General features: G+C 62.9%; 10 protein-coding genes. 5 read left to right on the top strand and 5 right to left on the bottom strand.

Features of this window, described 5'->3' with window-relative positions:
• Nucleotides 1-193: 193 nt before the first annotated feature.
• The 3 genes from serC to RSO41_RS03045 form a co-directional block, all read right to left on the bottom strand.
• Nucleotides 194-1,312, bottom strand: a complete 1,119-nt coding sequence (gene serC, locus RSO41_RS03055) for a 3-phosphoserine/phosphohydroxythreonine transaminase (RefSeq protein WP_315617607.1) — start codon at nucleotides 1,310-1,312, stop codon at nucleotides 194-196.
• A 17-nt stretch (nucleotides 1,313-1,329) separates the two neighbouring features.
• Complete coding sequence (gene gyrA / locus RSO41_RS03050) at nucleotides 1,330-4,032, bottom strand: DNA gyrase subunit A (protein WP_315617606.1); 2,703 nt, start codon at nucleotides 4,030-4,032, stop codon at nucleotides 1,330-1,332.
• Nucleotides 4,033-4,257: 225 nt separating this feature from the next.
• Nucleotides 4,258-4,680, bottom strand: a complete 423-nt coding sequence (locus RSO41_RS03045; protein ID WP_315617605.1) for a thioesterase family protein — start codon at nucleotides 4,678-4,680, stop codon at nucleotides 4,258-4,260.
• Nucleotides 4,681-4,864: 184 nt separating this feature from the next.
• On the opposite strand from RSO41_RS03045, the gene RSO41_RS03040 reads away from it, so the two are divergent.
• The 5 genes from RSO41_RS03040 to RSO41_RS03020 all read left to right on the top strand — a co-directional run bounded on the left by RSO41_RS03040 (nucleotide 4,865) and on the right by RSO41_RS03020 (nucleotide 10,900).
• Nucleotides 4,865-5,797, top strand: coding sequence for a recombination-associated protein RdgC (locus tag RSO41_RS03040; protein ID WP_315617604.1), 933 nt, complete (start codon nucleotides 4,865-4,867; stop codon nucleotides 5,795-5,797).
• 25 nt (nucleotides 5,798-5,822) lie between these two features.
• Entirely contained in the window at nucleotides 5,823-6,986 is a 1,164-nt protein-coding gene (locus RSO41_RS03035) for a 1-acyl-sn-glycerol-3-phosphate acyltransferase (protein ID WP_315617603.1), read from the top strand.
• Between the two features lie 6 nt (nucleotides 6,987-6,992).
• On the top strand, nucleotides 6,993-8,156 hold the full coding sequence (locus RSO41_RS03030; RefSeq protein WP_315617602.1) for a cation diffusion facilitator family transporter: 1,164 nt from the start codon (nucleotides 6,993-6,995) through the stop codon (nucleotides 8,154-8,156).
• 97 nt (nucleotides 8,157-8,253) lie between these two features.
• Nucleotides 8,254-8,973, top strand: coding sequence for a transglutaminase-like cysteine peptidase (locus tag RSO41_RS03025; RefSeq protein WP_315617601.1), 720 nt, complete (start codon nucleotides 8,254-8,256; stop codon nucleotides 8,971-8,973).
• A gap of 4 nt (nucleotides 8,974-8,977) precedes the next feature.
• Nucleotides 8,978-10,900 carry an EAL domain-containing protein gene (locus tag RSO41_RS03020; protein ID WP_315617600.1) on the top strand — a complete coding sequence of 641 codons (1,923 nt, stop codon included), beginning with the start codon at nucleotides 8,978-8,980 and terminating at the stop codon, nucleotides 10,898-10,900.
• A gap of 88 nt (nucleotides 10,901-10,988) precedes the next feature.
• Here the strand turns inward: RSO41_RS03020 and RSO41_RS03015 are convergent, their stop codons facing one another.
• A complete protein-coding gene (locus tag RSO41_RS03015) occupies nucleotides 10,989-11,333 on the bottom strand; it encodes a tryptophan synthase subunit beta like protein (RefSeq protein WP_315617599.1) in 345 nt (114 codons plus the stop codon).
• A gap of 64 nt (nucleotides 11,334-11,397) precedes the next feature.
• On the bottom strand, nucleotides 11,398-14,727 hold a 3,330-nt coding region (locus tag RSO41_RS03010; protein ID WP_315617597.1), incomplete at its 5' end, for an Ig-like domain-containing protein.

Raw genomic sequence — 14,727 nt, 5'->3', positions numbered from 1 at the left:
TTTCCCCTGATTATCAAATTATCAAGCCGTAAGCCGTAAGCCGTAAGCCGTAAGCCGGCCAGAGAATACCCCCGAAGCTTCCGGGAACAAGGTTTTTTTGTTTTTTCTTACAGCTTAAAGCTTATAGCTTACAGCTCCCGGCGCAGCCGGGCCGGGCGAAGCCCGGTTACAGCTCCCGGCAAAGCCGGGCCGCTCAGCCCTTCCGCCGCTCGAAATCGGCCATGAAGTCCACGAGCGCATCCACAGCCGCTTCCGGCACCGCATTATAAAGGCTCGCCCGCATGCCGCCGACGCTGCGATGGCCCTTGAGGTTGAGCAGTCCCGCTTCCTCGCTCTCGGCCAGGAAGGCATCGTCCAGGCGCGAGTCGGCCAGCACGAAGGGGACGTTCATCCGCGAACGGTTGCGGGGCAGGATCGGATTCGAATAAAACTCGCTGGCGTCGATGGCCGTGTAGAGCTTGTTCGCCTTGCGGTCATTGATGTCCCCCATGGCGGTCAGACCACCGATATCCTCTTTCAACCACTGGAACACCAGCCCTGCCAAATACCAGCTGTAGGTCGCCGGCGTATTGATCATCGATCCCGCTTCGGCAAGGGCCCGATAGCTGAAAAGGCTGGGCATGTCATCGCGCGCACGGTCGAGCAGGTCATCGCGCACGATGGCCACCACCAGGCCGGCGGGTCCGATATTCTTCTGGGCACCGGCATAGATGACCCCGAAACGCGACACGTCGAGCGGTCCGGACAGGATACTGGACGACATGTCGCAGGCCAGGGGTACCTCGAGGCCATCGGCACGACGAAGTCCGCCTGTGTCGCTGCCGGGGATATAGTCGAACTCGAGCCCACCGATGGTCTCGTTCGCCGTGTAATGAAGGTAGGCAGCATCCGACGACAGGTGGATAGCGTCCTGTCGCGGCACGGCCGTGTGGCCCTCGGGCTCGCTGGAAGCGGCCACCACCGCATTGCCGAACAGGTGACGCGCCTCCTTGATGGCTTTCGTGCCCCAGATGCCGGTCTGCACGAAATTGGCAGTGCCGCCGTTGCCCAGCAGGTTATAGGGCAAGGCGGCGAACTGCTGGGTCGCTCCGCCCTGGGTGAACAGCACTCGATAGTTGTCGGGGATCGCCAGCAGGTCACGCAGATCGCGCTCGGCCTGCTCGGCAATGGCCGCATAGTCGCCGGAACGGTGGCTCATTTCCATGACCGAGAGACCGCGCCCTCGGTAGTCCAGCAGTTCGTCGCGGGCCCGCGCCAGGACCGCTTCGGGCAACGCCGCCGGCCCGGCGCAGAAATTGAAATGACGTGTCATCAGCGTTGTCTGTCCTCTCACTCGTCCGAGGGTTGGGTCGTGCCGCTCTCGCCGTCCGTGGTCGGCCCTGCCTCGGTCACGCCTTCTTCATCAGGCTCGTCTTCCACGACGTCGGCTGCCTCCGGCTCGTCGATACGCACCGTCTTGACCAGCGACTCACTCTCGCCCAGACGAATCAACATCACGCCCTGGGTGTTCCGCGACGAAATGGAGACTTCATCGACCCGTGTGCGCACCAGGGTGCCCTTGTCGGTGATCAGCATCATCTCGTCGGATGCATAGACCTGCATGGCGGCGACCAGCGAACCATTGCGCTCGCTGGTCTGCATGGCAATCACCCCTTGGCCGCCGCGACCGCGCAGCGGGAACTCCTCGAGACGGGTTCGCTTGCCGTAGCCATTCTCCGACGCGGTGAGGATATAGATCTGGCCATCATCGAGCGGCTCGACGCTTTCCGATTCTTCACTGCTCTGATCCTCGGCGTCGATGCGCTGGCTGCGCGGGATGATCAGGCTGATCACCTCGGCACCATCGAGCAGGCGCATGCCACGCACGCCGCGTGCGGTCCGCCCCATGGCGCGCACATCGGATTCATCGAAGCGGATCGCCTTGCCATTGGAGGAAAGCAGCATGGCATGATCCGACCCGCCAGTGATGGCCGCCCCCACCAGGCGGTCGCCCTCTTCCAGGTCGATGGCAATCAGACCCACGCTGCGCGGACGCGAGAACTGCGCGAGGCTGGTGCGCTTGACCGTGCCCTTGGCGGTAGCGAAGAAGATATAGGAGTCCGGATCATAATCGTGCACCGGCAGGATGGCATTGATCGACTCATCCTCTTCCAGCGGCAGCAGGTTGACCAAGGGCTTGCCCCGGGAGCCGCGACTCGCCGCCGGCATCTCGTAGACCTTCAGCCAGTAGACCTTGCCGCGGTTCGAGAACAGCAGCACGGTGTCGTGGGTCGAGGCCACCTGCAGGTGCTCGATGACGTCTTCGTCCTTCATGGATGTCGCCGATTTTCCTCGACCGCCGCGCCGCTGAGCCTGGTAGTCGGAAAGCGGCTGGGTCTTGGCGTAACCCGAGCGGGACACCGTGACCACCATGTCTTCCTCGGCGATCAGGTCTTCGATGGAAAGGTCCAGGTGGCTGGCCTGGATCTCGGTGCGACGCGTCTCGCCGAACTGGTCGCGCACGGCCACCAGTTCTTCGCGGATCACCTCCAGCAGACGATCGGCGGATGCCAGAATCCTGGTCAGCTCGGCGATCTTCTCCAGGATGCCCAGGTACTCGTCGAGCAGCTTCTCGGTCTCCAGACCGGTCAGGCGATGCAGGCGAAGTTCGAGGATGGCCTGGGCCTGGGCCGGCGACAGGCGGTATTCCTTGCCTGCCGTATCCAGCCCGAAGCCCTCCTCGAGGTCCTCGGGCTTGCAGGAAGTGGCACCAGCACGCTCCAGCATCCCGGTCACCTGACCGGGTGCCCAGTTCCTGGCGAGCAGTTTCTCCCTGGCCTCGTTGGCCGAGGGAGAGGCCTTGATCAGTTCAATCACCTCGTCGATATTGGAGATCGCGACCGTCAGCCCCTCGAGGATATGGCCGCGCTCGCGGGCCTTCTTGAGCTCGAACAGGGTACGGCGGGTCACCACTTCGCGGCGGTGGCGAATGAAGGCCTCGAGCACTTCCTTGATATTGAGCGTGCGTGGCTCGCCGCCATCCAGGGCCACCATGTTGATGCCGAAGACGTTCTGCAGTTGCGTCTGGGCGAAGAGGTTATTGACCACGACCTCGCCGGACTCGCCACGCTTGACCTCGATGACGACCCGGAGCCCTTCCTTGTCGGACTCGTCGCGCAGCTCGGCGATGCCATCGATCTTCTTGTCCTTGACCAGCTCGGCGATCTTCTCGATCAGCCGCGCCTTGTTCACCTGATACGGCAACTCGGTGACGATGATGTGGTCACGGCCGGTCTTCTCGTCGTGCTCGATGGTATGGCGAGCGCGCACATAGATGCGGCCACGGCCGGTACGATAGGCCTCGAGAATGCCGGCCCGACCGTTGATGATGCCCCCGGTGGGGAAGTCCGGTCCGGGGATGTACTCCATGAGGTCATCGACTGACAGGGTATAGTCGTCGATCAAGGCCAGGCAGCCGTCGATCACCTCCACCATGTTGTGAGGCGGGATATTGGTCGCCATGCCCACGGCGATGCCCGAAGAACCATTGACCAGCAGATTGGGAAGCTTGGTCGGCAGCACATCCGGGATACGTTCGGTGCCGTCATAGTTGTCGACCCAGTCGACGGTGTCCTTCTCCAGGTCCGCCAGCAGCTCGTGGGCCAGGCGCGCCATGCGCACCTCGGTATACCGCATGGCGGCCGCATTGTCGCCATCGATGGACCCGAAGTTGCCCTGGCCGTCGACCAGCACGTGACGCATCGAGAAGTCCTGCGCCATGCGCACGATGGTATCGTAGACGGCGCTGTCACCGTGGGGATGATACTTACCGATCACATCACCGACGACACGCGCCGACTTCTTGTAGGCCTTGTTCCAGTCATTGCCGAGTTCGTGCATCGCATAAAGCACGCGCCGGTGCACGGGCTTCAGGCCATCGCGCACGTCCGGCAGCGCACGGCCGATGATCACGCTCATCGCGTAATCGAGGTACGACTGCTTGAGCTCGTCCTCGATGTTGACTGGCAGAATCTCTCTGGCGATGTCACCCATGGGTCGTCGAATCCTTTGCACTGCGACAGGTAAGCGCGTCACGAGGCCGTGACACAGGGAGCGCCACCGTCGAACGACGACATGGACAAGGCGGGACGTATCGCGGGCATCGCACCAATTATCGGCACGGCCATGCGCCTCACCCTTCCGTCAAGTCTCCGGCGACTCCCTGGCGCGTCATATCAGCGCCACATCATACCATTCCGGGCGAGGCAAAGCAGCGTGCTATTGCGCGATTACCAGCGGTGCCATGACATCGCGCAATTCCCCCTCGATGGCGACGGCCTTGTTGCACTTCACATCGAGCAGCACAAAGGTCAGATCAGCGCTGGCCACCAGCTTGTCGTCGCGATCGCGGCGCACTTCCTGATGCATCTTCGCGCTGCGCGTGCCGAGTTCGGCGAGTTCCGTGACCACCTTCAGATCATCGCCGGCCAGGGCCGCACGCCGATAGTCGATGTTCAGATTGACGGCCACGAACGCCACATCGCCACGCGTGATGACACTGGCCAGGTCGGAGCGCTCGTCGAAGTAGGCCCAGCGGCCCTCTTCCAGAAACTCCAGGTAACGGGCATTGTTGACGTGACCGTAGCCATCCAGATGATAGCCTCGGACGCGCAGGCGGACGGCAGAGCAGCGGGAATCCATGCGTGACACCTCTTTCGTTACAGACATTTCGTCGATAAAGCATTTCGTCGGCAAGCTATCGATTCTAGTCATGTCCTGGACACGCTTTCAAACTCCCGTTTGAATCAGGATTCCGCCGACCGCCGCTGGCACCGTCGCTTCCCTTTCGCCATAATGTGCGTCCTTTGCATGCAGGAAAGGCTCCATGTGGTTCAAGCACTTGCATCTCTATCGCCTGCACGGCGCCCCCGAGCTCGCCCCGACCGATCTTGAAGCGGCTCTGGAAGCGCAGGCCTTCCGCCCGCTGGGAGGAAGCGAGGCACGTCGTCTCGGCTGGTGCGCCCCCGCCGGCCGAGCCGGCACCCAACGGCTCCATGAGCTTCAGGGTCAGCGGCTACTCACGGCGCTGCGCCAGGAACGCCTGCTGCCGGCCGCCGTGGTGCGCGAAGAGCTCGAGGAGCGCGTCGATGCCCTCGAAACCAGCGAAGGTCGCAAGCTGCGCCGACAGGAAAAGCTCACGCTCAAGGAACAAGTCTACGAGGAGTTGCTGCCTCGAGCCTTCGTGCGCAGCCAGAAAGTCGACCTCTGGTGGGACACGCGGCAGAACTTGATCGCCGTCAATACCAGCAGCCGCAAACGTGCCGAGGAAGTGCTCGACCTGCTGCGGGAAACGCTGGGCAGTCTGCGTGTCACGCCGCTGGCAAGCCAGACGCTGCCCATGCGCGCCATGACGGCTTGGCTCGGTGACTCGGCCTCGCGCCCCACCGACCTCCAGCTCGGCGATCAAGTGGAGCTCAAGGCCAAGGGCGACGATGGCGTGCTTCGGGCCCGCCAGGTGGACCTGGACAGCGACGAAATTCAGCAACTGCTGGAGGGTGGCCGGCAGGCCAGCAAACTGGCACTGGCCATCGAGGGTCGACTGAGCTTCGTGTTGCACGACGACCTGGCCGTGAAAAGCCTGAATTTCGACGACGCTCTGATCGACGAAGCCGCCCAGTCAGACGACGGCGACGATGCCCTGGTTCGCCTGGAGACCGATTTCCTGTTGATGACTCAGGCACTGGCCGAGAGCATCGAGCGACTCCTCGCCTGGCTGGGTGGAGAATCCAGTCCGGCGGACGACGCCCCATCTGCATGACCGACACCGACCACGGCCGCATCCAATGAACAACACTCAAGCGACGCTCTCCGATGATCCCTGGGCCGAGATCCGCCCCTACCAGGACGAGGAGGTGGCCGATGTTCTCACGCGATTGGCCAGGGATCCGGAACTGCTGGACGCCCTCACCCGCTTTCGGCTGCCGCGCCTGGCCCGCTTGATGCCGCGCCTGTCTCGCACTATCGCCAGTTTCGCCATTCGCCGCGAAGTGCGCGACGTCAGCGACATCAGAACCTTTCAGGACCGCATCGCCAGTTACATGCAACGCATGATCCGCAACTCGACCACGGACTTTCGAGCCGATGGCCTCGAGCAACTGGATTCGGGTACCGCCTACCTCTTCATCGGCAACCACCGTGATATCTCGCTCGATCCGGCCTTCGTCAATTACGCTCTTTATCTGGCCGGACGCGACACGGTGCGCATCGCTATCGGCGACAACCTGCTCCAGAAGCCGTACGTCAATGACCTGATGCGTCTCAACAAGAGCTTCATCGTGCCACGCAGCGCCCGGGGAAAGCGCGCCATGCTGGCCGCCTACCAGAAGCTTTCCGCCTATATTCGTCATTCCATTACCGAGGATAACCACTCGATCTGGATGGCCCAGCGCGAGGGCCGTGCCAAGGACGGTATCGACCAGACCGATCCGGCGATCATCAAGATGCTGACCATGGCAAGGCGAGGCAACGAACGTCAGGCGGGCACCGGCGATGCCATCGCCGAATTGCGCCTGGTTCCGGTCTCGATCAGTTACGAATACGACCCGTGCGATGTGCAGAAGGCACGTGAACTGCATGCCGTCAATGCCAGCGGCAATTACGAGAAGAGCGAATTCGAGGACATTCGCTCGATCGTCGCCGGCATCACCGGCCAGAAAGGCCGTGTTCATCTGCGTTTCGGCACGCCCCTGAACGCTGATTTCGACAGCCCCGAGGCCGTCGCCGAGGAGATCGACCGCCAGGTGCTCGCGGGCTACCATCTGTTCCCCAGCCACTATCTGGCGCTCGAGGCGCTGGGCGACGCGCCTCACCTGCTCGACATGAGTGAGGTTACCGATGCCGACCGGGCCCGTTTCCAGGCCCGCTTGGCCGAAGTCCCCGCAGAGCTGCGCGATTGGTGGTTGACCCAGTACGCCAATCCGGTACGCCATCGCGCCACCAGGGAGTGACGACCCATGACCACCACCCAGACTCGTTCGGCACAGGCACGTGAGGCCCACAAGGTCACACTGATCGGCGCCGCTATCGACCTGGTGGTGGGGCTGGCCAAGCTGATCGCCGGTTGGCTGGTCGGCTCGGCCGCCTTGGTCGCCGATGGCATTCACTCCTTTTCCGACATCGTCACCGACCTGTTCGTGATCGCGGCCACCCACTTCGGCCGACAGGCGCCTGACGACGACCATCCCTATGGGCACGGACGCATCGAGACCCTGGCCACTCTTTGGCTGGGCGGCATGCTGATCTTCATCGCCGGCGGTATCGCCTGGGCCAGCCTGACCCGCCTGCTGGCCGGCGACGTCTCCACGGCTCCCGGCCTCTGGGCTATCGGTGTCGCCGTCGTCGCCTTGCTGGCCAAGGAATGGATCTTCCGCTATACCCTGCGCATCGCCCAGCGGGTCGACTCCCGGCTTCTGGAGGCCAACGCCTGGCATTCCCGTTCCGATGCCCTTTCGACACTCGTCGTGCTGATCGGCCTGCTGGCGGCACAAGTCGGCATCGGCTGGATGGATGCCGCTGCGGCCATCGTGGTCGGCGTCATGGTCGGCCAGGTGGGAGGACGCCTGCTGTGGGAATCCGGTCAGGAACTGGTCGATACCGCCCTGCCCGAGGACGACCAGCGAACCCTGCACGACGCCGCGATGCAGGTCCCCGGCGTCGAGGGTGTGCATGACCTGCGCACTCGGCGGATCGGCGGCGAGGTGCTGCTCGACCTGCATATCGTGGTACCGCCCAGGGTGACGGTCTCCGAGGCCCACGAGATCGGCAACGCGGTCAGCCGACGGCTGCGTGACGTCTTTCCCAATCTGTTCGACGTCACCTTTCATATCGACCCCCAGGACGATGCCGGCGAAACCGAGCACAGCCTGCGTCCCGGGCTACCCCTGCGCGCCGATATCGAAGGTATCCTGGACGAGGCCTGGCAGGGAATCGCGGTCTGGCGCGACCGAGTCGCGCTGGACCTGCACTACATCGATGATCACGTCGATGTCTCGATCTACATACACGCCCTGCCCGAAGGCCAGCGCCTCGATGACGCCGCCAAGGCCCTTCGTGACGCCTCGCACTCGCTGACCTGGGTAGGTCGACTGAGAGTCTGGCAGGGACCGGGCAAGGGCTGAAAACGGCCCACGGTCCCTTCGTGCTCGCATTCCCCTGCTCCCATCCCTAAACTTGAGCGAACGCTCATTTATTCATTGATCGATCGACGCTTACCTCATGGCCGACCCGCCACGCCATTTCTCTCCTGTGCTGACGCGTCGCCGTCTCCTGACAACGCTCGGCGGGTCGCTGCTCGGAGGTGTCCTGCTGGGCTGGCCCCTCACACGTCTCTCGGCGGGTCTCGACCATGACCAGCTGCGGCGTAGCATGCGTGAGACCTATGGGGAGCGCGGCCTGGCGGTCCTCGAGGAATGGCTGGCACTGCTCGACCGGCTCGACGGCAGCGATACCGATACTCGTCTCCGCGCCGTCAACGACTTTTTCAATCGTCGCGTGCGTTGGCTCGATGACATCGATATCTGGGACCAGAAGGATTACTGGGCCACCCCGCTCGAAACCCTGGCCCGCGGTGAAGGCGACTGTGAGGATTACACCATCGGCAAGTACGCGACCCTGCGACAGATCGGCGTCGACGAGCGGCGCCTGCGTCTGATCTATGTTCGCGCACGCCTGGGACGCGGCCAGACGACACAGGCACACATGGTATTGGGCTACTACGCGACGCCGGGGGCCGAGCCACTGATTCTGGACAACATGCAACCGAGTATCGTGCCCGCCGGTCAGCGCACCGACCTCGACCCCTTGTTCAGCTTCAACGGCAGCGGTCTCTGGGCCCGCGGTTCCAGCCAATCACGCGCCGACCCTGTCGACCGCCTCTCGCGCTGGCGCAACGTCATCGAACGCATGCGACAACAAGGATTCACCCTGGGGAGATAACCGGATGTCACTCGTCAAACAACTATGGCTGATCATCCTGGGACTACTCGTTCTGGCCTTCGGCGGCAGCCTCTTCATCAGCGTGACCTCGAGCCACGACTATATCGAACGGGAAATCCGCCTCAAGAACGCCGACAATGCCAATGCCCTTGCGCTGACCATGACGCAGATGCCCAAGGACGACGTGACCCTGGAGCTGCTCGTCTCGGCACAGTTCGATACCGGACACTACCGACTCATCGAGCTGCGCGCCCCTTCCGGCGAGATCATCGAGCGCCGCCAGGCAGAAGACGGCATCGAGGGCGTACCAGGCTGGTTCGTGAATATGATCGACTTCGATGTTCCCCCGGGCCAGGCAGGCATTCAGGACGGTTGGCAACAGTTCGCGACCCTGACACTCGAAGGACAGCACGGCTTCGCCTATCGCTCGCTCTGGCGCGGCACCCTGGCACTCGCTGGCTGGTTTCTGCTCGCGGGCCTCGTCAGCCTGGCGCTGGCCTGGTGGCTGGTACGCGGTATACGACGCCCGCTGCAGGCAGTCATTGACCAGGCACAGGATATCGGCCAACGCCGATTTACCACCGCCGATGAACCGCGCACCCGTGAACTCCGCGACGTGGTGCAGGCGATGAACCGCCTATCCACGGTGGTCGGCGAACAGCTCGGCAAGGAAGGGCGACGCCTCGATGCCCTGCGACAACGCCTTCAGCATGACGCAGTGACCGGTGCCCTCGAACGCACCACCTTCCTCGAGCGCCTCGGGACGCACCTGCAGAGCCAGGACTACCGTGCCGGCGGCATTCTGGCAATGGTTCGCGTGGCCCATCTCGCCGAACTCAACGAGCGGCTAGGACACCCCGAAACCGACCAGCGTCTCGCCGGTCTGGTTCGAACGCTCGAACGACTGGCCGACGACCACCCCGATGGGCTGGTCGGACGTCTCAATGGCAGCGACTTCGCACTGCTGCTACCGGGTGTCGGCGACATCGACGACATCCATCATGATCTTCATCGTCATCTGGCCGTCTGGACACAGGATGCGCCCCTGCCGCTGAGCTTGCCCGGCGCCCTCGCCCTCTATGGTCCGGAGGATCGACAATCGAGCCTGCTGTCCGCTCTCGATGGCGCTCTCGCCGACGCCGAGACACAGGGCCAGCAGCGCCTTAACATCGTGGCGGAAACACGCGGCCAACTCTTCACCGGCCATGCCGCCTGGCGCGATGCCCTGCAGGTCGCCATGCGAGAAGGCGTCCGGCTGGCAAGCTTCCCGGTTCTGGATGAACAAGGCCGGTTACTGCATATGGAGCGCCCATCCCGGCTGCATCTCGATGGTCAATGGCGCAATGCCGGCATCTTCATGCCCTGGATCACACGTCTGGGACTCGAGACCGAGCTGGACCTCAGCGTCGTCGAGGCCGCCTTGGCGCAGATCGACGAGCACGGCGATCCCGTGGGCATCAACCTCAGCGCCGCCTCGATCCGCGATGCCCGATTCGTGCTCGACCTTCAGGAACGACTGCAGGCTCACCCCGGGGCCGCTTCCGGACTCTGGCTGGAAGTCCCCGAAGCGTTGGCCGTCCGGGAATTGGCCGGTCTGCGCAGCCTTTGCCGGGAGCTGCGGCCGCTGGGGTGTCGTATCGGTCTCGAGCATGTCGGCGCCAATGTCACGCGAATTGCCGACCTGCATGACCTGGGGCTTGATTACCTGAAATTCGAGGAAGGCCTGATCTCTGACATCGAAAACAGTCACGAGCGACGCGGAATACTGCGCGGCATGGCCACGCTGTGCCACTCCGTGGGCATGCTGGCGATCGCCGAGGGCGTGATGGACCCGGCACAGGTCCCGACATTATTCGAGCTCGGCCTGGATGGCGTCACCGGTCCCGGCGTGCGCTCTGCCACACCGAGCGATGCCCCCGATCAATGAACCCCATCGTGGTGTAGCGCTCACGCAAGAAAGCCGCCGGCCCGAGGACCGGCGGCTTTCTTGAGAGCATACCGATGAATCGGCTTCTCTAGATGATTTCATCATCCTCATCATCACTCGACGACACCAGGTCGAGCCCTTCGACGAGGCGTCGACGCAACCTCTGGCGCTCCAGCACCTTCTCCTGAGCCGCCTCGGGCAGCTCGACGAAGCTGATCACGCCCTTGTCCATGAGCAGTTGAATGACGTCTTCCAGCACCCGCACGAAGGCCAGGTCGGAGGCCTGAAAGTGAGTCGTTTCCTCGCTTCCCTCGCCTTCCATCATGAAGGTCAGCAACTCCCGGGAGTCGGCGGCGAGAAACTCCTCGCACTCGGCCGTCGGCTCCCGGCTGACCTGCTGGATATGTCCTCGTTCGTCACGCTTGACGTACATGGCATCGTCCCGATGATTGTCGTTGGGCCATCATCCCAGCCCTCAGAGGAGGCGGCAAGCCGCCTCACTCGATCGGGTTGTGCGGGATATCGACCACTTTCTCGTCGTGGCCCGGCCCCACCGACTTGCCTTCCTGGCCATGATGCCTCGCCTCCTCGGCATGTCGAGGAGGCCCGACCGGGTCGCTGTCGGCAAAAAGGTCCTCATCGCCATCACTCAACAGGTCTTCGGCCTGGAGCGCCAGGTTCTCCTCGCCCGGCGCTTCATCGGAGGCTGTCTCGACGCTCTCCTTCTGCGGCTCCTCCGAGAGATTGTCATCCTCGGACGCGGCCACGTCGGTCGCGGCGCCCTCGCCTTCCGGAGCCAGGCTGAACTCCTCGAAGTTCAGGATATTCAGGCTCCGTGGCGAAGCTGCCTGGGCATTCACCTGGACGTTGTTCGCCTCACCGTTGAGCGTCAGGTCCAGCGTACCCTGAACCTGATCCCCGTCGTCATCGGTCAAGGTATAGGTGAAGCTCTCGGTCAGGGTCTCGCCCACGTCCATGCCATCACGCACGTCCCGGCTGAGCTCATAGGTATAGCTGCCGTCTTCGGCAACCGTTATTTCACCGTACTCGCCCTGAATGACGCCATTCTCGATGCCGCCCTGCCAGACCAGGCTTTCGCCCTCTTCCTGCTCATCGGCTCCCCAGCCATGAATATCGTCGGCGATGGTGCCGGATGTCGTCGGCAGATCATCGGTGGACGAGACCTTGGCGTAGAGATCGAAGGACGTGGAGCCATTCTCGTCGGTACGGACGGTATCCACCAGATTTCCGTTGTCGTCGCGGAAACCCTCGATACTGAGCACGAACTCGCGGTCACCCACGATGATCGTCTGCTCCTGGTCGGGGTTGGTGATCTCTATCTTGTCCGGGGCATTAGAATAATAGTCCCCGTTATAATACCCGGCCCCCGTCTCCGTGTGTTTCAGCCCGACCGTTGTTTCGACAATCTGCGACACACCATCGATCTCTACGGTGAACTCCACCACCATATCAATGGTTTCCAGAATATCTGAGCTGCCAGAAATCGGGAAATTGTTGTGCGTCAGCGTTCCCAGGGAGAAAAGGGAGTCGGTTGTCACGCCAGTATTACTTGTCACGCCATCAGCATACTCAAAGTCATACCCAGAACGGGATTCAGCGTAACTCCCCCAGCGCAGATACACACCATCATCGCCTTGGTACTGGTCGACGCTGTACCAGCCGCCGGTGGTATCCATATTTTCCCAACGAGCCTCCAGGTCGCCAATGCTCTGCTCGCTGACGGCCACCGAGACCTGCCCGGTCGGCGTGCCCACTGACGGCACATCGTCGATGATATCGATGTTCAGCGCGCCACTGGTGGTGTCACCCTCGCTGTCGGCGAGCTCGATATCGAAGACATCCTGGACGCCATCGATCCCGGTACCCTGGCTGAAATGCTCGGTGGAATTGTCGGTCAGGGTATAGGTCCAGCCATATTCGCCGTCGCCGTTGTCGGTCACTTCGAGGGTGCCGTATTCACCCTGGAATACCCCGCCGCCATTGGCGTTCACGCCTCCGATCGTCAGGTTGCCCGGCGAATCGTTGCCGACCGTTGCACCGAAGGTGCCACTGGTGACATTGGAGCCATCCCCTGGACGACTGCCATCCTGCAGGCCGGCCTCATCGACCACGCCATCGCTTCCCTCGAGCGCTGACAGTACGGGCTTGGAGTCCTCGTTGACCGTCACGTGCAACTGCGCGCTGCTGGTATCACCGTCGGCATCGGTGATGGTGTAGTCGATGACCACATCACCTTCGAAACCGGACGCAGGCGTAAAGGTCACCTCACCGGTATTCTCGTCGAACGATACTGTCCCGGTGCCTTCAGACGCCGTCGCCAGACTGGCCGAGGTCACGGTCGAGCCATCGGCACCCTGATCATCGTTGGCCAGGACGTTATAGGTCACCGAGGTATCCTCCTCGGTGGTCGTGCTGTCGTCACTGGCCTCGGGCTCGGTGTCCTCGATACGGATATCCAGACTATCCGTGGTCGACTCGCCGGCCAGGTCGGTGACCTCGAGATCGAAGCGGTCGAAGATTTCGCCGTCGCTGTGATCCTCGGCATCGCCATCCTCGGTGTAGTCGTAGGTGATCTCGCCCGTGGCGGCGTTATAGCCGGTGATACGCAGTTCGCCCTCGGCACCCGGGATCGTCACCGGGTTGGCGGACGTCGCGCCAGTAATGTCCTGGTCGTTGACGGTCACGCTGTCGATACCCGCCTCGGCGCCCACCGTGGCCGTGCCACTGATAGTGTTGCCGGTGGCCTCGACCACGCTGTGATCGGCGCCCTCGGCGTTCGGGGCCTTGTCATCGATATCCACCGTCGGCGGCCCGTCGGTGGCCCCGTTGATGGTCACCGTCAGCGTCGCCGTGCTGGTGTCGCCATCGGCATCGGTCAGCGTATAGGTGAACGTCTCGGTGAGCGTGTCATCGTCGTCCAGCGCCTGAACGGCGCCATTAGTGGTGTCGACCTGATAGGTCCAGTTGCCGTCGCCGTTATCGACGAAGGTGCCGTACTGGGCGGCGGCCACATCATCGGCATCGAAGCTGATGGCACTCGGGGTATCGGCACTCTCGGTGTCGTTATCCAGCACATTGCCGGTCACCGCGTCCGTGTCATCCTCGCCGATGGCCGCGCTGTCATCACTGGCCGCGGGCTCGGTGTCCTCGATGCGGATATCCAGACTATCCGTGGTCGACTCGCCGGCCAGGTCGGTCACGCCCAGCGTGAACTGATCCAGGATCTCGCCGTTGCCATGATCCTCGGCATCGCCGTCCTCGGTGTAGTCGTAGGTGATCTCGCCCGTGGCGGCATCATAGCCAGTGATGGTCAGGGTGCCTTCGTCACCCTGCAGGGTCACCGGATTATTGCTGGCATCGGTGATGTCCTGACCCTCGACGGTCACGCTGTCGATACCCGCCTCGGCGCCCACCGTGGCCGTGCCACTGATGGTGTTGCCGGTGGCCTCGACCACGCTGTGATCGGCGCCCTCGGCATTCGGGGCCTTGTCATCGATATCCACCGTCGGCGGGCCGTCGGTGGCGCCGTTGATGGTCACCGTCAGTGTCGCCGTGCTGGTATCGCCATCGGCATCGGTCAGGGTGTACTCGAAGGTGTCCGTCAGGAACTCACCATCATCCAGCGCCTGGACGGCGCCATTGGTGGTGTCGACCTGGTAGGTCCAGTTGCCGTCGCCGTTATCGACGAAGGTGCCGTAGCTCGCGCTGGTGTCGGTAAAGACCACCTCGCTCGGGGTATCGGCACTCTCGGTATCGTTATCCAGCACATTGCCGGTCACCGGCGAAGTATCATCTTCCCCGATAGT

Source organism: Halomonas sp. I1 (assembly GCF_032334135.1).
Taxonomy (GTDB): domain Bacteria; phylum Pseudomonadota; class Gammaproteobacteria; order Pseudomonadales; family Halomonadaceae; genus Halomonas.
This window is presented reverse-complemented; position numbering and strand designations above follow the sequence as displayed.

Bases quoted from the DNA above. Each gene is read 5' to 3' on its own strand.
- serC (WP_315617607.1), bottom strand. From the start codon at position 1,312: ATGACACGTCATTTCAATTTCTGCGCCGGGCCGGCGGCGTTGCCCGAA.
- gyrA (WP_315617606.1), bottom strand. From the start codon at position 4,032: ATGGGTGACATCGCCAGAGAGATTCTGCCAGTCAACATCGAGGACGAG.
- RSO41_RS03045 (WP_315617605.1), bottom strand. From the start codon at position 4,680: ATGGATTCCCGCTGCTCTGCCGTCCGCCTGCGCGTCCGAGGCTATCAT.
- RSO41_RS03040 (WP_315617604.1), top strand. From the start codon at position 4,865: ATGTGGTTCAAGCACTTGCATCTCTATCGCCTGCACGGCGCCCCCGAG.
- RSO41_RS03035 (WP_315617603.1), top strand. From the start codon at position 5,823: ATGAACAACACTCAAGCGACGCTCTCCGATGATCCCTGGGCCGAGATC.
- RSO41_RS03030 (WP_315617602.1), top strand. From the start codon at position 6,993: ATGACCACCACCCAGACTCGTTCGGCACAGGCACGTGAGGCCCACAAG.
- RSO41_RS03025 (WP_315617601.1), top strand. From the start codon at position 8,254: ATGGCCGACCCGCCACGCCATTTCTCTCCTGTGCTGACGCGTCGCCGT.
- RSO41_RS03020 (WP_315617600.1), top strand. From the start codon at position 8,978: ATGTCACTCGTCAAACAACTATGGCTGATCATCCTGGGACTACTCGTT.
- RSO41_RS03015 (WP_315617599.1), bottom strand. From the start codon at position 11,333: ATGTACGTCAAGCGTGACGAACGAGGACATATCCAGCAGGTCAGCCGG.